At 63.3% G+C, this 16328-nt stretch carries 12 protein-coding genes; 2 read left to right on the top strand and 10 right to left on the bottom strand.

What is annotated here, in order from left to right:
- Window positions 1-3: 3 nt before the first annotated feature.
- The 4 genes from L2I41_RS03835 to L2I41_RS03850 all read right to left on the bottom strand — a co-directional run bounded on the left by L2I41_RS03835 (window position 4) and on the right by L2I41_RS03850 (window position 6570).
- Window positions 4-3078 (bottom strand): BPTD_3080 family restriction endonuclease, encoded by a 3075-nt coding sequence (locus L2I41_RS03835; protein ID WP_237152188.1) that lies wholly within the window; start codon window positions 3076-3078, stop codon window positions 4-6.
- Window positions 3079-3389: 311 nt separating this feature from the next.
- A complete protein-coding gene (locus L2I41_RS03840; RefSeq protein ID WP_237152189.1) occupies window positions 3390-3680 on the bottom strand; it encodes a helix-turn-helix domain-containing protein in 291 nt (96 codons plus the stop codon).
- Window positions 3681-3898: 218 nt separating this feature from the next.
- Window positions 3899-4675 (bottom strand): site-specific integrase, encoded by a 777-nt coding sequence (locus tag L2I41_RS03845; protein ID WP_237152190.1) that lies wholly within the window; start codon window positions 4673-4675, stop codon window positions 3899-3901.
- A 569-nt stretch (window positions 4676-5244) separates the two neighbouring features.
- Window positions 5245-6570 (bottom strand): NAD(P)/FAD-dependent oxidoreductase, encoded by a 1326-nt coding sequence (locus L2I41_RS03850; protein WP_237152191.1) that lies wholly within the window; start codon window positions 6568-6570, stop codon window positions 5245-5247.
- Between the two features lie 229 nt (window positions 6571-6799).
- On the opposite strand from L2I41_RS03850, the gene L2I41_RS03855 reads away from it, so the two are divergent.
- A complete protein-coding gene (locus L2I41_RS03855; RefSeq protein WP_237152192.1) occupies window positions 6800-7276 on the top strand; it encodes an Lrp/AsnC family transcriptional regulator in 477 nt (158 codons plus the stop codon).
- Between the two features lie 195 nt (window positions 7277-7471).
- On the opposite strand, the gene L2I41_RS03860 is transcribed toward L2I41_RS03855, so the two are convergent.
- The 6 genes from L2I41_RS03860 to L2I41_RS03885 form a co-directional block, all read right to left on the bottom strand.
- On the bottom strand, window positions 7472-9097 hold the full coding sequence (locus L2I41_RS03860) for an ABC transporter ATP-binding protein (RefSeq protein WP_237152193.1): 1626 nt from the start codon (window positions 9095-9097) through the stop codon (window positions 7472-7474).
- The gene (locus tag L2I41_RS03865; protein ID WP_237152194.1) at window positions 9097-9969 is read right to left on the bottom strand and encodes an ABC transporter permease; all 873 of its coding nucleotides are present in this window, start codon (window positions 9967-9969) and stop codon (window positions 9097-9099) included. Before L2I41_RS03865 ends, L2I41_RS03860 begins: the two co-directional genes overlap by 1 nt.
- A complete protein-coding gene (locus L2I41_RS03870; protein ID WP_237152195.1) occupies window positions 9966-10916 on the bottom strand; it encodes an ABC transporter permease in 951 nt (316 codons plus the stop codon). The genes L2I41_RS03865 and L2I41_RS03870 overlap by 4 nt, the downstream gene beginning before the upstream one ends.
- A gap of 154 nt (window positions 10917-11070) precedes the next feature.
- Window positions 11071-12678, bottom strand: coding sequence for an ABC transporter substrate-binding protein (locus L2I41_RS03875; RefSeq protein ID WP_237152196.1), 1608 nt, complete (start codon window positions 12676-12678; stop codon window positions 11071-11073).
- 462 nt (window positions 12679-13140) lie between these two features.
- Window positions 13141-14523 (bottom strand): aspartate aminotransferase family protein, encoded by a 1383-nt coding sequence (locus tag L2I41_RS03880; protein ID WP_237152197.1) that lies wholly within the window; start codon window positions 14521-14523, stop codon window positions 13141-13143.
- A 54-nt stretch (window positions 14524-14577) separates the two neighbouring features.
- Window positions 14578-15414, bottom strand: a complete 837-nt coding sequence (locus L2I41_RS03885) for a GNAT family N-acetyltransferase (RefSeq protein WP_237152198.1) — start codon at window positions 15412-15414, stop codon at window positions 14578-14580.
- A gap of 240 nt (window positions 15415-15654) precedes the next feature.
- Here L2I41_RS03885 and L2I41_RS03890 point away from each other — a divergent pair, with 240 nt between their 5' ends.
- Window positions 15655-16323, top strand: a complete 669-nt coding sequence (locus tag L2I41_RS03890; protein ID WP_237152199.1) for a haloacid dehalogenase type II — start codon at window positions 15655-15657, stop codon at window positions 16321-16323.
- Window positions 16324-16328: the final 5 nt, after the last annotated feature.

The following is a 16328-nucleotide window of genomic DNA, read 5'->3' on the forward strand; positions in this document are numbered from 1 at the left end:
TCCTCACACCACCTTGGTCGCGCCAGCAAAGCTATCGACCAGCCTGCCGAACGCTGTCTGTATCTCAAACACGTCAGTGAACTCGGCAAAAGCCCAGCGGCCAAACTTGCCGAGGTTATTCACGCCCGGCACCCAATAGGCCTTCATCGTGTTGGCCTTCTCCTTGGCATCCTCGCCGCGAAAGCCCTTGATCTCGACGATCAGATTGAGCGGGTCGTCGCACCCGTCGTCGATCTGGACTATGAAGTCAGGCAGATAGCGCCGCGCCATGGAACCTATGAGGTACGGTACCTCCAGCCCCAGATTGTGGTTCTTGACGTAGGAGTGGACCTTCGGATGCGTCTCGGCAACGCGGCAGAACTCCGCCTCCCAGTCGCTGTCACACATCACCCAGTTGACGTGGCATTTGGGCGGTGGCCCCTTGGTGTCCCACCGTGTTTCCTTCGATGTGGTGAAGTTGACAAAGCGGGTGGAGCCCGTCGGGTTGTAGGAATCGAGGATCGCCTTGACCGGGCGGTCTCCCGCCAGCGTCTCAGTGATGGCCGCCTTGATCCGCTCGGCTGCCATGTCGGCGATCTCATTGTAGATCACTTGGGCGGGGTGAGTACCGCCTGAGCACTTCAGGAAGCCGCCATCGAGCCAAGCTCGCGTGATCCGCTTGAGCTGCCCGAAAAGATGCAGCTTGGGCTCTTCACCGGGATCGCGAAACTTGTTGTAGAGCAGATGCCGCGTGAGCTCATAAATGATCTGTGATTGGCGAACCTGATCAAGATAGGCAACTGTCAGATCGACGCCTTCGCCGATGATGCCCTGGTTCTTGGTTATTGACGGTCCAACCAACTCAGGCGTCAGGTTGAGAACGTGATCCGGGCCAAACTGCGCTTCTAGTCTTTCCTGTGGTAATTCGACACGATAGCCTTCGACCCTCGGAAAGACGATCTCAAGCGCATCCCGTTCAGGCCGTACGGCGTGGACCCTAACGGTTTCTCGCGGTTTCACGGGCCCTACGACGACGGGCTTGCCCGTGAAATCAAAGGGAATGCCGAGCACGTCGGCATATTCCACGTTGAAGAGCCCTTCCTCGTTCAGGTCATAAGACTGGCGCCGGAGCCCGCGGCCGACCACTTGTTCGCACAGCAACTGCGTCCCAAACGCACGGACGCCGAGAACATGGGTGACCGTGTTGGCGTCCCAGCCCTCCGTGAGCATAGAAACGGAGACAACGCAGCGCACCTGTTCGCCAAGCTTGCCACGCTTGCCGACGGTGTTGAGGACCTCGCGCAAGAGCGCTGCCTCATCAAGATCGCCGCCGTTACGCAGAGCCTCCGCCGCAGCGCCGCCTCGCTCCAGGATGTCTCGCTTCAACTGCTCGACCTCGTCTGCGGCGGCAGCCTTGAAATCCTTGTCGAGCGCTTCACCACTTTCTAGCTGAGCGCTATCAACGAGAATGGTGTTCGGGCGTGCAAGACGATTGCCATACTCGTCGTAGTTTTGAAACAACGGCTGGTGGCCGTTGAAAAACTGCTCCTTGCCACTGGCGTCGATACGGGTGAAGCCGGACAGATACTTGTAGACCAACTCCGAGGTCGCGGTGTTATTGCACACGACGATAAACACCGGGGGAACGGTGATTTCCTCCGCTTTCCAGGCATCAAAGGTCTTCTGGTAATGGCCATAGAGGGCATCGATCGCCGAGACCAGCAACGTCGGCAGGTCAAGAGGATCAAGCGTCTTGCCCGACGCACGCCCTTTTTTGGGAAGCTGGCGTGGTCCCTTTTTCAACTCATCCCAAAGATTGCGAAACTTTGGCGTTTCGCCGCCGGGCACGTTGTCTGCGACCGGCACGCGCGGCAGCTTCACGATGCCACATTCGATGGCGTCCATGAGTGAGAAGTCACTCATCGTCCATCCAAAAAGTGTTCCCTCGCGATAGCCCGAACCACGCAGGAAAAATGGCGTTGCGGACAGATCATAAACGTGGCTGATCCCCAGCTGCCGGCCCACGGCTTCAAGGCCAGATATCCAAAGGCGAGCGGCCTCGTTATTCTCCTTTGCCTCATCCTTCTCCTCGCCCGAGAGATCGTCTTCTGTCTCACCGTCGGCATCCTTGACCTTTGCACGATAGCAATGGTGGGCCTCGTCGTTCAGGACGGTAATGTTTTTGAGGCCGAGAAGATCACCCATGACACGCTGGAGCATTTGCCCCTCGCTTTCCAGTGTCTGGAGCGTTTCACCTCGCCATCCTTCCAATGCGCTGCGAGTACCCTTTGCGATTTCGATGCGCTCGCGCAGCTTGAAGGCATGGTAATTTGTGATGACGATCTTTGCCCTGTCGATGTCCGCCAGCATATCTGGCGGCACCATCTCACGGGTTCGGTAGTAGCTGTCAGGATCGTTCGGCAGCAGAACCCGAAGCCGATCCCGGATGGTAATGCCGGGAGCGACAATCAAAAAGCCACGAGAGAAGAGCTTCGAGTTCGGATGGCGAACCGCATTTATCGTCTGCCACGCGATCAGCATCGCCATAACCGTCGTTTTGCCCGCGCCGGTCGCCAATTTCAACGCTATTCGCATCAGGCCAGGGTTGGACGCGGCGTTGGCTCCTTCGAGCCACGCCCTGAATCGCTCCGTCCTCTTGCCGAGTTTGGGTGCCACCTCGGCGAGCCAAATTGCTGTCTCAACCGCTTCGATCTGACAGAAGAAGGGTTTGATGCCCTGAAAATTATGATGCCGCCAATGCTTCAGCAGACGCGCCGTCTCCGGCGTAACCAACCATTGGTCGGCGTTGGGGAGTTTGCGCCAACTGTCCACTTCCGATCGGACATCGTTGATGATCGGAGTAGGATTGTATTCCTGTTCTTCGGTGCTGACGTCATCAGCATCACCAAGCAAGAGGTTGCCTTGCTTGGTGTTTTGGCGCCGCTTTTTAGGTTTCGGAACCGGGGTTACCAGAGAGGAACGGCGGCGAGATTGGACGATGACATTCGTTGGCTGTCCGTCTTCGTCGAGCTCCCAATGTTTTCCCGGATAACCATAGGGCGAGTTCAAAATCGGACGTTCAAAAAACGCGTCAACCACGACTTCCCCCAGGTCAAATCACCACACTCAAACTTCAGACAGAAAGAGCCAAAACCTCGCGCAGCGCGTGCGACTCTCTTTCATTACAGGCGAAATTAGGTTGGATTCGAGCTCGGGTCTACAACATATTGAGCCAACGACAACAATTGCTTTCGGTCTTTGTGGAAAAGGAGACGCTCTTCCCGAGAAGCGCCAAGATTTGGCGGTAGCAAAGAATACTCACCTTGATAAGGGCATGACTTCAACGCAGTACACCAATATATCGACCGCCGAGCAGTCGAAACTATTTTCAAAGTCATTGGCACTTTTGATCAATGCGAGTCACGTGTTGATTTTTCGAGGAGTGCCCGTGCGTCCACATTGCTACCCAAATAGGTGGCCACGCTCTCGGGCACATCCACCATGACCCGGATGCCAAGTCCTTCAAGCACTTGAAAAAGCTTGCCCCATTGCACGGTTTCGCCGCCGCGTTCGATCTTGCCCAGGAAATTCTCGCTGACGCCAATGCTGCCGGCGGCATCGTCCTGGCGAATCTTTTGTGCCTTGCGGCTGGCGCGGACCACCTTGCCGATGACGGCTGCGTTTTCGATGGGTATCTTCATCGGGAGATCCTCATGAGTGCGAGGATTTTACGTCGTGTAGATGCCTTTGGCAACCAATCCTTTCGATCGTGCGGATTTTGTGCGTTTCCAGTGCTTCTTGATCGAAATCCTCGTGCTCATGAGGATTGGCCTCCTGGATAAGGATGGCCAGTCCAGGTGGCAGGCACCATGGCATCTTTGGAACTCAAGTTCCAAACGCGGCTCAATACCCCATGAGCTCACTCCTCCCACCCATCTTCGGGTGGCTCCACAGCATACCGCTTGAGGTCGATGCCTCTTCCCTTCTTCTGCGTCGCCACTCGCTTACTCGTCTCCTCAAGCACCTGATACCAGGGCTTATGCGCGTAGATCATGCCCGGCAGGGCGTTGACTGGCGGCAGCCCGGAGGGGCGTCTCCAGGCCTTGTCACAGGCTTCGAAGATCGTGTCCGTCCAGACCTGCATCGCTTCCCGTTTCAGCGCCAGTTTTTGGGATTGATCGTAGACCATCCGTGTGACCGGGGCCTCAGCGAAACTCTTCGCGCCGGGCACGGGCTCGACATGGTCGAGGATTGCGGAGGTTGCGTCCCCGCGGACCTTCAGGTCGGTCAGGATGGTGGCGAGGCTACGGCGCAGGTCATGCGGGGAAAACACCGGAAGGCCCGCCAGCAGGTCGCGGGTCGGCGGCTTTTTGAGCTGTGCAGGCGCGGCTTTTTCTTTTGATTTGTCCTGGGTGCGGGTCCCTCTGAGACGCGCGATCATCTGTCCTACGGCATTGTCTGAGACATGCAGATCTGCCGCCTCACCGGTCTTGCGCGAGATCGCTCGTCCCGAAGGAAAGGCCCAAATTGACGATCTGTCGCTCGTCTCCTTGAGCCGCTGGAAAAGCAGCGCGACGCGCGGAGGAATCGGTAGCGCGTGATAGCGACGACTTTTCATGTTCTCTGCCGGAAAGACTGCGATCCACCATCCCGGCGCGTCTCGATCTGGAACGAGATGCGTTGTCTTCAGCTGCATTGACGCGCCCGTTCTTTGAGCCGTCAGCACCAGCCACCAGAGGGCACAAACGATGGAGTCGGACGTCTTTCGCCGCACGCGCCTGCCGTCGGCCACCCGATGTACTTCGACGAGATAGAGAAGCCTCGCGATCTGATCGATTGTCAGATACCGCTCGCGCGCGGGCGGTTCGTACCTCGCTCGATCTCCCTCCACCAGCTCATCACATCTTCAAGACCGGAACTGTCCTTGTAAAATCGCTTGGCCCACGTCAGAGCGGCGCTGGCGTAGGCGACGACCTTCTTGCTGGCGGTGGGGGAGATCTCGTTGAAAGCCCGGTCCCGTGCCGTCTCCAGGTCGCGCGCTCTGAGAGCATTAATTTGCTTGCCGCGCAGGCGTGTTGGTCGCGCGTGAGCGCCGCTTGGGCAGTTGTGCGCTTGCGAGGTTTGCCTGGCAGCCTGAAGGTCGCGGCCATGTAAGCGGCGTCGCCTCGCCCCCTTTTCGAAGGTGAGCGGCGCTGCTGCGCCTTTTGCTCGCGCCGCGCCAATCGTCGGCGCTTACCAGGTCGAGGACGATGCCGAGGTCTTCGGTCAGAACTCGGATACCTCTCCGACCCTGAACCCGTCAAAGCGCGAGGGGTGATACGGCTTGGGATCGACGATCGGTGCCGCGCCCGTCACCAGGTCGGCGATCAGGTGGCCGGCGCCGGGGCCGATGCCGAAGCCGTGGCCGGAGAAGCCGGCGGCGACGATGAAGCCGGGCAGGCTCGACACTTCGCCGATGGCCGGCACGCCGTCCGGGGTGCTGTCGATATAGCCGGCCCAGGCGGCCGTCACTTCGGTTGATCGCAGTGCCGGGATGAGTTCGAGGGCGCGGGCGTGGGTCTTGGCGATGGTGGCCTTGTCGGGGCGCGGATCGAGAATGCGCACGCGCTCCATGGGCGTCGGCGCGTCGAGCTTCCAGCGGCTGAGACTCTCATGGCCGGAGCGCAGCCCTTCGAGGTTGCCCGGCAGAAGATTGCGCCAGCGGCGCAGGAACATGGGCAGGAACTGCGGAGCAAAGCGGACCTGCTGCGCCGTGGGATCGACGCGCCCGCGCCCCGAGATGGCCAGCGTGTAGCCGCCGTCACCGCGCCGCGTCGTCGAGACAGCGGCCGTGTGGAGGGCGTCCGGCAGCCCTGCGGCCCCGGCGGACACCGACAGGATGGACGAGCGGATCGACGCCATGGGCAGGCGGATGCCGAGTTGATGGCAGAAGGACGATGCCCAGGCGCCGCCCGAGAGAATGGCGACCCGGGTGCGGATGGTGCCGGCCTCGGTGACGACGCCCGAGACGCGACCGCCGGACAGCTCAAGTCCGCGTGCGGCGCAGGACTGGTGCACCGTGCCGCCGAGCTTCTGGACGGCGCGGGCGACGGCAGGAGCTGCCGACGCAGGATCGGCGATGCCATCGGTGGGCGAGAAGACCCCGCCCTTCCAGGCCCGCCCGGTGGCCTGTCCGCGCGCGCTGGCGGCGGCGCCATCGAGCATGTGGGTGGTGACGCCGACGGTGCGGGCAAATTCGCCCCAGCGCGCCCAGCCGGCAAGCTCGGCCTCGTCATTGGAGAGATAGAGCAGGCCGGTGCGGGAAAAGCCGGCATTCTCGCCGCTCTCGGCCTGGAAGGCGTCCCAGAGCGCGAGACTCCTGGTGGCCATCGGCAACTCGCGCGCGTCGCGATTTTGCTGGCGGCACCAACCCCAGTTGCGGCTCGACTGTTCGGCGCCGATGCGCCCCTTCTCGACCAGCGCCACCTTGAGCCCGCGCCTGGCCAGATGATAGGCGGAGAAGACGCCGATGATGCCGCCGCCGATGATCACCACATCCGCTTCGGCGGGCAGGGTTGGGCTGGACGTCAGCGGTGCGAGCGGTGCGGGCATGGCAATCTCCTGCGACTGTTGGCCGACACTAGCGGCAGGCGCGGGGCGATCGGCACCGGAAATCGCGGCCCGACAGCATTTCCTGCCGTTTCAAGCGTCGCTACCGTGTCTTTGTACTGCAAGGCAAATCAAACTCAAGCGTGGCAGCCTGCCGGTGAGATGCTACAGTTCCTGCTGCGGCGCCCCAGAACAAAATGCCGTGCCCTCACTCCGTCCAGGATGGATCGCCATGAAGCTCGACCGCATCGACATCAAGATCCTTCACGAGTTGCAGCAAAACGGCCGCATCACCAACGTGGAGCTGGCCGAGCTGGTCAATCTCTCGCCGAGCCCCTGTCTGATGCGCGTGAAGAAGCTGCAGCAGGAGGGCTATATCGAGGGCTATAGCGCGACGATCAACGTCTCGAAGCTCGGGCAGACGCTGACGGTCTTCACGGAAGTGACGCTGAAGAACCATCGGCAGATCGATTTTGCCCGCTTTCTTGCCGCTGTCGAAAAGCTCGATCAGCTCATCGAATGCCACCTCGTCTCCGGCGGCTATGACTATATGCTGAAATTCGTCACCGCCGGCATCGGCGAGTATCAGACCATCATGGAACGGCTGATCGACATGGAGATCGGCATCGACAAGTATTTCAGCTTCGTGGTGCTGAAGTCGCCGATCGTCCGCTCCCATATTCCGCTGACCAGCCTGTTTCCGATGTGAAGGCGGGTGGCCTGATGCGCAAGCGTCGCGATCCGGCGTCGAAGGTCTCGAGATCCTGAAACAGATGAGAAGCGCACCGCACGCGCGGGGCGTTGCTTTGCCGTTCTTGCGGTGCGTTCCGAATACCGACTGGTTTGGGCGGGGCTCCAGGGGAGCCCCGCTGTCCGTGCCGATTGGGCTGCAGGGAACGCCGTCTCAGGCCGGCAGGGACTCGAGCCAGCGCGGGTCGAGCTTGGGAACCGAGGCAAACAGCAGCTGCGTATAGGCATGGCTCGGCGTGGCCAGGGTTTCGGGCGTCAGCTGTTCCACCCGCTCGCCGCGATACATGACGACGATCTCGTCGCAGATCGCCTCGACGACCGACAGATCGTGGCTGATGAACACATAGGAAAGGCTGAGTTCGCGCTGCAACTCGCGCAACAGCTCGATGATGGCGGCGGCCACCACGGTATCGAGGGCCGAGGTGATCTCGTCGCAGATGATCAGCTTGGGATCGGCGGCGAGGGCGCGGGCGAAGTTGACGCGCTGCTTCTGACCGCCGGAGAGTTCGCCGGGCCGTCGGCTGCGCAGCAGGCGCGGCAGATGCACCATGTCGAGCAGCTGATCGATGCGCTTGTCGCGCGTGCGCCCGTCCATGCCGTGGTAGAAGGTGAGCGGCCGGCCGAGAATGTCTTCCACCGATTTGGCCGGGTTCAGCGCCGTGTCGGCATGCTGGAAGACGATCTGCATCTGCTTGAGGTCTTCGCGGCTACGCTCGGCCGCCGTGGCGGCGATCTCCTGGCCATTGAAGCGGACCTGACCGAGATAGCCGGGCATGATGCCGGCAATGGCGCGGGCAAGTGTCGACTTGCCGCAACCGGATTCGCCGATGATGCCGAGATTCTTGCCGCGCTCAACGCTGAGGCTGACCGATTTCACCGCCGCCACCGCAGGCGTGCCGTCGCGCTTGATCGGGCCATAGCCCGCCGTCAGGTCGCGCACTTCCAGGAGCGGTACCGGCCTGTCTGCCGCGACCTCTGCGGCACGATCCTGCCGCTTGGGCTCGAAGGCGGCCAGCAGCTGGCGCGTATAGGGATGGCGGGCGGCGAACAGGATCTGTTCGGTCGTGCCGACCTCCTGCACTTCGCCATGACGGAGCACGACGATGCGGTCGGCAATCTGCGCCACCACGGCGAGATCATGGGAGACGTAGACGCCGGCGATGCCGTGCCTTGCCGTCACCGCCTTGAAGGCGCGCAGCACTTCCACCTGCGTGGTCACGTCGAGGGCGGTGGTGGGCTCGTCGAAGATGATGACGCGCGGATTGCCGATCAACGCCATGGCGGCTGCGAGCCGCTGCAACTGGCCGCCCGAGACCTGGTGCGGGTAGCGGTCGCCGATGGTCTCGGGTTCGGGCAAGGACAGCGCCTTGAACAGCTCGATGGCCTTGGCGCGGGCCGCATCGGCGGACATCAGCTTGTGGATGGCCGTCACTTCGATGACCTGGGCCATGATGGTCATGGCCGGGTTGAAGGCGGCGGCGGCGCTCTGGGGCACATAGGCGACCTTGGTGCCACGGATGGCGGCGCGCTCGTGTTCGCCGAGCGCCACCATGTCCGCGCCATCCACCCGAACCTCACCGCCGACGATGCGGCAGCCCGGGCGGGCGTGGCCGAGCAGCGTCATGGCGATGGTGGTCTTGCCCGATCCGCTTTCGCCGATCAGGGCCACGATCTCACCCTCGGCCACGTCGAGGTTGACGCCGCGGATGATTTGCAGCTTGCGCCCGGCGTCGGTGGTGGCTTCGACGCGGAGGTTGCGGATGCTGACGAGCGGGGCCATCAGTGCTCCTCCTTGTCGCGGATCTTGGCCGGCAGGTTGTCGATGAAGAGATTGACCGAGATGGTCAGGCTGGCGATGGCGAGCGAGGGGACGATGACCGCCGGTGCGCCATAGGGCAGGCCGCCGATGTTTTCGCGCACCAGCGCGCCCCAGTCCGCGTAAGGCGGCTGCACGCCGAGGCCGAGGAAGGACAGGCCCGACAGGAGGAGCACGATGAACACGAAGCGCAGGCCGAAATCGGCCAGCACCGGGCCGAGGATGTTGGGCAGGATCTCCGCGCGGATCAGATAGAACAGGCTCTCGCCGCGAATGCGGGCCACGAGCACGAAGTCCATGGTGTTTACGTTGACCGCCAGTGCCCGGGCGAAGCGATAGGCTCCGGGGATGTAGATCACCGACAGCGTCAGGATCAGCACCGGGATCGACGACCCGACGGCGGCCACCACCACCAGGCCGAAGAGCTTGGAGGGAATGGAGTTGAGCGCATCGAGAAGCCGGCTCAGTATCGTGTCGACCCAGCCGCCCGTGACGGCGGCGGTCATGCCGAGCACGACGCCGCAGGTGCAGGCGATGGCGACGGCGGCGAGCGAAATGCCGACGGTGTAGCGCGCGCCCATCAGGATGCGGGAGAGCATGTCGCGGCCGAGATAGTCCGAACCGAGCCACAGTGTCCGGCTCATGGGGCCGAAGTAGTCGAAGTCGACGATTTCACCGACCGAATGCGGGATGATCAGCGGCGCGGTCAGCGCCACGACCGTCCAGGCGACAATGATGGCCAGACCGATGAGCCCGACAGGGTTGACGCGATAGCCGACGCGACCGCGAAACTTCGTGCCGAGGACGGCGATGGTGTTGGCGGGGGGGCGTTTCATCTGAGCCTCGGGTTGGACAGGATGGCCAGGATGTCGGCGAGCGTGATGAGGGTCAGATAGCCGAGGCAGAAGATCATCGCGCAGGTCTGGATCAGCGGCAGATCGCGGGTGGCGACGGCGTCCACCATCAGCTTGGCGATTCCGGGATAGTTGAAGATGGTCTCGACGATGATCACGCCGCCAAGCAGATAGGACAGCGACAGCGCCACGGCGTTGACGATCGGCCCCAGCGCATTGGGCAGGGCGTGGCGCAGGACGAGGCGCGGCCGCGAGGCGCCTTTGAGCAGTGCCATTTCCACATAGGGAGTGGACAGCGTTTCGACCACGGCGGCGCGTGTCATGCGGATCATCTGGGCCGAGACCACGAAGGTCAGCGTCAGCACCGGCATCGCGTAGACGCGCAGGATGTCGTAGAAGGTGCTGACTTCATTGGTGAAAGAGAGCGCCGGCAGCCATTTGAGATAGACCGCGAAGATCAGGACCGCCGAGGTGGCGATCATGAATTCGGGCACGGAGATGATGCCGATGGTCAGGATGGTCACGGCGCGGTCGTAGACGCTGCCGCGCCACATGGCAGCGGTGATGCCCAGCGTCAGGGCCAGCGGCACGGCGATGGCGGCGGTGATGGCCGCGAGCTTCAGGGTGTTGACGAAGCGTCCGCCGATCAGGGCCGCCACCGGCATGTTGTTGGCATAGGACGTGCCGAGATCGCCCTGGGCAAGACCCATCAGCCAGTGCAGGAAGCGCAGGATGGCCGGATCGTCGAGATGCATGGCGGTGCGCAAACCCGCCACCGCTTCGGGCGTGGCAGACTGGCCCAGCAGGATGGTGGCTGTGTCGCCGGGCAGAAGCGTGGTGGCGAAGAAGACGGCAAAGGACACGATCACCAGGGTGATCAACGCAATCGCCAGCCGGTTCGCGGCCAGGGATAAAATCCGTTTGTTCACGGCAGTGCGCTCCTTCGTGGAATCCCTGTCGGGAACCATACCAGAAAATGCGTATCAATGCGCAGGGTCTGGGGCCGGAGCCTGTCCGGTGCGAGAGGGCCGCTAGGGCCGCTCCTCTCGCACCACGCGTGGTCAGGCTCCGGGGAGCGTTGCGTCAAGCGTCGAACCAGACGTTCTCGGCGAAGGCATAGCCCATCTGGCCGCCCAGCGGGCTCGGCTCGAGGCCCTTCAGCTTGGACGTGGTGGCGTCGACGTTGGAGAGGTAAGCGGGGATGATGGTGCCGGCTTCGTCGGCCACCATCACCTGCATTTCCGCATAGAGCTGACGGCGCTTGTCCTGATCGAGCGAGGCGCGGGCTTCGAGCAGCATCTTGTCGAACTTCGGCGACTTGTACTGGCTTTCGTTCCACGGCGCGTCGGAGCTGTAGAGCAGCGAGAACAGGATGTCCAGCGTCGGACGCGGATTGATGTTGCCGAAGTGGATCGGCGCCTTCAGCCAGTAATTGTCCCAGTAGCCGTCGGACGGCACGCGCTGAACGTCGAGCTTCAGGCCGATCTCGGCACCGGCGGCCTGGATCATCATGGCCATGTCGACCGATGCATTGGCAGCTTCCGATGCGATGACCGGAATGGTCTCGCCCAGCACGCCGGCCTTGTCGAACAGGAACTTGGCCTTGTCGGGATCGAAGGCCTTGGGCTTCAGATCGGCGTTGTGGAAGAAGTTGGCGGGCGAGATCGGCTGGTCATTGCCGACCACGCCGAGGCCGCGCAAGGCCGAGGCGACGATCTGCTCGCGATTGACCAGATACTTCATGCCCTCGACGAATTCCTTCTTGGCGCCGAAGCCCTGATCGAGGCGGATGTTGAGATTGGTGTAGTTGCCCGAGGTGGTCTTGGACAGCGTGAAGCCGTCGACACCCTCGAACATGCGCAGCGAGCGCGGATTGATGGTGGCGGCAAGGTGAATGTCGCCCGACAGCAAGGCGTTGACGCGCGCATTGTCGTCGCTGATGGCGAAATACTCGAAGGAGTCGACGTGCGGGCCGTCCTTGAAATAGCTGGTGTTGCGCAGGCCGACCGAGCGCACGCCCGGTTCGAACACCTCGCGCTTGAAGGCGCCGGTGCCGATGCCCTTGGAGAAATCGGTCGTCCCGTTCTGCACGATCATGAAGTGGTGCATGGCGAGAATGGTCGGCAGGTCGGCATTGGGGGCGACGAGCGTGATCTCGACCGTGGTCTTGTCCACCGCCTTGAAGCTCTGCATCTGCGCGGCGATCTTGGCGACCTTGGAGCCGGTGGCCTTGTCGAGATGACGCTGCAGCGAGAAGATGACGTCGTCGGCGGTCAGATCCTTGCCGTCGTGGAAGGTGACCCCCGTCTTGAGCTTGACCGTCCAGGTCTGCGCATCCTTGGACTCGATGCTTTCGGCCAGTTCCATGTGCGTGACGCCATCCTTGTCGATGATCGTCAGGCGATTGTAGAAGGCGCAACAGCGGACATAGTCGGTGGACAGCGAGGCCTTGGCCGGGTCCAGCGTGTCGGCGGTCGACGACGACCAGCCGGCCGCCTTGAGCGCACCGCCCGATTTGGGCGTGGCCGCCAGAGCCGAGGTGGCGCGGCCGAACACGGCGCCGCCGGCCGACAGCGCCACGCCGCTTGCCAGCAGCATCTTCATGAGATCGCGGCGGGAGGCCCCGCGGCGGATGGCCCCTTCCACCATGGCGTCGTCGGATCGGGTCCAGTTGGTGATCTTGTCGCTCATGTTTGTCCCCTCTTTGTTTGGTTCGTTTTGGCCTCGGCCGGTTGGGCCGAAGCTGGTCGCCGAAGTTGAGCGCGCTGTCGCGGGTCGTCCTGCCCCCGGACGCGAAATCGCTTCATCCCCTGTGCAATCCCGGACGGCTGGTCCGGCATTTTCTGCTGTCACGTTCCGCCTGGGAACGTCCGTCCCGCCGTGATTGCGGCCACCCTGTCGGCCTCATCTCGGCGTCTACCCTCGATCGCGGCCGCGCCGCGTCTCGATCCCGGGGTCTTCCAGCCGCTTTTCCGTGGCACCTGTGGCTCTGCGGAGCGGCTTTCTGGAAGCCTTGTTGTCTTCCTCCCCTCAAGTTTCGCCGATCGGCAGCACCGGAGTCTCTGATTTCGGGGGCTCAGGCAGCACAATATTGCGTTGAGGTCCGGGTCCGCAGTATTTCGGACTTGCGCCATGGCGCCATTTTGATCGCGCCTATTTCTGCTGCAGCGCAGCGCGGACATCCGGATCTGCCAATGTCTGGTCCAGCGTCTGCGCCGTTCGCTCGACGATGGCGTCGATGTCGGCGTCGGTGCAGCACAGCGGCGGCGCATAGCCGAGCACGCCGGTGGGAAAGGCGCGGATGACCAGGCCGTTGGCCCAGGCGCGATCGAAGATGCGCCGCGCCGGCTCGGCGGCGGCGGGCAATGGCGTCTTGGCGACCTTGTCGGTGACCAGTTCAATGGCGGCCAGCATGCCGCGTCCGCGCACCTCGCCCACCAGGGGGTGGTCCTTGAGGCCGTTGAGCCCGGCCATCAGGCGGGCGCCGGCGCGGCGACCATTGTCGAGCAGGCCATCCTCGTAGAGTTTCAGGGCGGCAAGGCCGACCGCCGCACTGACCGGATGGGCCGAATAGGTATAGCCGTGGCCGACCGCCGCCTTGCCGGCCCCGTCGGCGATCGTGTTGTAGACATGGTCGGACATCAGCACCGCGCCCATGGGGGCATAGCCCGAGGTGAGGCCCTTGGCCACGGTCATCAGGTCGGGCACGATGCCATCGTCTTCACAGGCGAACAGCGGGCCGGTGCGCCCGAAGCCGGTGATGACCTCGTCGGCGACGAAGAGAATGTCGAGCTCGGCGCAGCGGGCGCGCATGGCCTTCATCCAGCCGTCCGGCGGAACCAGGACGCCACCCGAGCCCTGGATCGGCTCTGCGTAAAAGGCCGCAACCCGGTCCGGCCCGCCCAGTTCGGCGATCTTGGCCTCAAGGGCGGCCAGTGACGCGGCGATGATGGCAGCACCATCCGCGCCAACAGGGTTGCGGTAGCTGTAGTGCGACGGAATCTTGTGCTGGGAAGCGAGCGGCAGCGAGAAGCCTGCATGGAAGGCAGGCAGGGCGGTCAGGCCGGCGCCGACCACCGATGAGCCGTGATAACCTTGTTCAACCGAGATGAACTGGTCGCGCTGGGGCTGTCCGAGCGCGTTCCAGTAATAGCGGATGAAGCGGATCGTGCTGTCGACGGCGTCCGAGCCGCCGAGGGTGAAGTAGACGTGGTTGAGCGAGCCCGGCGCCCGTTCCGCCAGTTCGGCGGCAAGCCGGACGGCCGGCTCCGAGCCGAGACTGAAATAGCCGGTGGCATAGGGCAACGTGCGCATCTGCTGCGTGGCGGCCTCAACGATGCTCTCCTGCCCGTAGCCGGCGTTCACGCACCACAGGCCGGCAAAGCCGTCCACCAGTTGCCGGCCGGTGGCGTCGGTGACGGTTGCCCCCTTGGCGGAGGCAAGCAGCCGAACACCCGCCGCCTCATGGCCGCGATAGGAGGCCACGGGATGGATGAGATGGGCGCGGTCGAGTTCGATCAGTGAGTTGGCAAGCATGGGAGTCTCCGGATGGGAGCAGGGCCGCGCGCGCGGCGTGAACGAGGGACGGGCTCAGCCGAAAGCCTGGCTGGCGAGGGCGAAGACGTGAACGGATTGAGGCGCGGGCGCCGCAACGGGGCGCTGCATGACAATGCCGCCGCCCACACGCGTGAGGCCGTGCTGGGCGAGGAAGGCGGCCAGCTCGGCGTCGGCACCGGTGTCGATGCGCAGGAAGGCACCGCTGCGCGCGGCGAGGAAATGGGCGATCAGTCGGCGCGCGTCGGCGGCGTTCTCGGCCACCACCGGGCCGATCACCTCCCCGCGGCCAAAGCAGCGCAGGCCGGCAAAGCCGACGATCGCGCCGGCCCGCGCCAGCACGACGAAACTGCCGACATTGGCGATATAGGCGATGAGACCTTCGCGGTCGGCGCCGGTGGCCTGCCGGTCGAGATGGTAGATGGCGGCCATGTCCTGCGCGGTCGCGGCGCGCAGGCCGGACGGTGGCGCCACTTCGCCTGCCACGCCCTGAAACTGGGCGATGGAGCCGACGGCGGCAAAGCCGAGCTTCTCGTAGAGGGGCAGGCCTTCCTGCGTCGCGACGAGGCGCAACGGGCGATTTCCCGCAAGATCCAGTGCAGCCTCCATCAGCCGGCGGCCGAGACCACGCCCGCGCAGCGCCTCGTCGACGATGACCATGTTGATGGTGGCAGCGCTGCTGCGATAGGGCGTCACGAGGATGGTGCCGACGACGACGCCGGCCGCGTCCACGGCCGCGACGCCCTGGCCCAGCGCCAGAGACATCTGCCAATCCGCGTCGCGATGCGGCCAGCCGGCGGCCCGGGACAGACGCAGCGCACCGTCAAGATGCAACGGTCCGAGCGCGGTGAGGGATATGGTGTCTGTCTGCATGATCGGGGTCCTCGCACGCTCCCGGTGGAGCCGTCGGCACGGGCTGTCTGTGCAAACAGTCTGCTGTGCCCGTCGGGGACGGATCGTCTGAAGGCGGGCCGAAGGACGACATCTTCCGCCGTAGCTCCGGCGCAATGCCGCATCTTATGCTGCGGGGCCGCCCTATAATTTTCTTCAATCGCGGTGCCTCATCGAAAGCGGCCCGGATTTCAAGCCCATCTTCAGATACGGACGAGGACCATGAGCCATTTCCGCCCGAAATACGTGACCTTCGACTGCTACGGTACGCTGATCAACTTCCAGATGGCGGAAGCGGCCCGCGATCTCTATGGCGCGGAGTTGTCCGAGCCGAAGATGCTTGAATTCATTCGGAATTTCTCGGCTTACCGGCTCGATGAAGTCATGGATGCCTGGAAGCCCTATGCGGATGTGGTCCACAATGCGCTCGAACGCAGCTGCAAGCGCAACGGCATGTCCTTCAAGCCGGAGCACGGCACATTCGTCTACAATCGCGTGCCGACCTGGGGGCCGCATGCCGACGTGCCCGCCGGACTGGCCAAGGTGGCCAAGGAGATTCCGCTGGTCATCCTGTCCAACGCCATGGACGCGCAGATCCCCTCGAATGTCGCCCAGCTCGGTGCCCCCTTCCATGCGGTCTATACCGCCCAGCAGGCAGGCGCCTACAAGCCCCACTTCAAGGCCTTCGAATACATGTTCGACATGCTGAACTGCGGGCCGGAGGACGTGGTGCACGTCTCCTCGTCCTTCCGCTACGACCTGATGTCGGCCCATGACCTCGGCATTCGCAACAAGGTCTGGGTCAACCGCGGCCATGAGCCGGCCAATCCCTATTACGGCTATCGGGAAATCAACGACATTTCCGGTCTGCCCGGCGTCTTCGGCATCTGATCGGG

This window comes from Oryzibacter oryziterrae (assembly GCF_021864535.1).
Lineage (GTDB): Bacteria > Pseudomonadota > Alphaproteobacteria > Rhizobiales > Pleomorphomonadaceae > Pleomorphomonas > Pleomorphomonas oryziterrae.

Coding starts and splice junctions, on each gene's coding strand:
- L2I41_RS03840 (WP_237152189.1), bottom strand. CDS start 3,680: ATGAAGATACCCATCGAAAACGCAGCCGTCATCGGCAAGGTGGTCCGC.
- L2I41_RS03845 (WP_237152190.1), bottom strand. CDS start 4,675: ATGCAGCTGAAGACAACGCATCTCGTTCCAGATCGAGACGCGCCGGGA.
- L2I41_RS03850 (WP_237152191.1), bottom strand. CDS start 6,570: ATGCCCGCACCGCTCGCACCGCTGACGTCCAGCCCAACCCTGCCCGCC.
- L2I41_RS03855 (WP_237152192.1), top strand. CDS start 6,800: ATGAAGCTCGACCGCATCGACATCAAGATCCTTCACGAGTTGCAGCAA.
- L2I41_RS03860 (WP_237152193.1), bottom strand. CDS start 9,097: ATGGCCCCGCTCGTCAGCATCCGCAACCTCCGCGTCGAAGCCACCACC.
- L2I41_RS03865 (WP_237152194.1), bottom strand. CDS start 9,969: ATGAAACGCCCCCCCGCCAACACCATCGCCGTCCTCGGCACGAAGTTT.
- L2I41_RS03875 (WP_237152196.1), bottom strand. CDS start 12,678: ATGAGCGACAAGATCACCAACTGGACCCGATCCGACGACGCCATGGTG.
- L2I41_RS03880 (WP_237152197.1), bottom strand. CDS start 14,523: ATGCTTGCCAACTCACTGATCGAACTCGACCGCGCCCATCTCATCCAT.
- L2I41_RS03885 (WP_237152198.1), bottom strand. CDS start 15,414: ATGCAGACAGACACCATATCCCTCACCGCGCTCGGACCGTTGCATCTT.
- L2I41_RS03890 (WP_237152199.1), top strand. CDS start 15,655: ATGAGCCATTTCCGCCCGAAATACGTGACCTTCGACTGCTACGGTACG.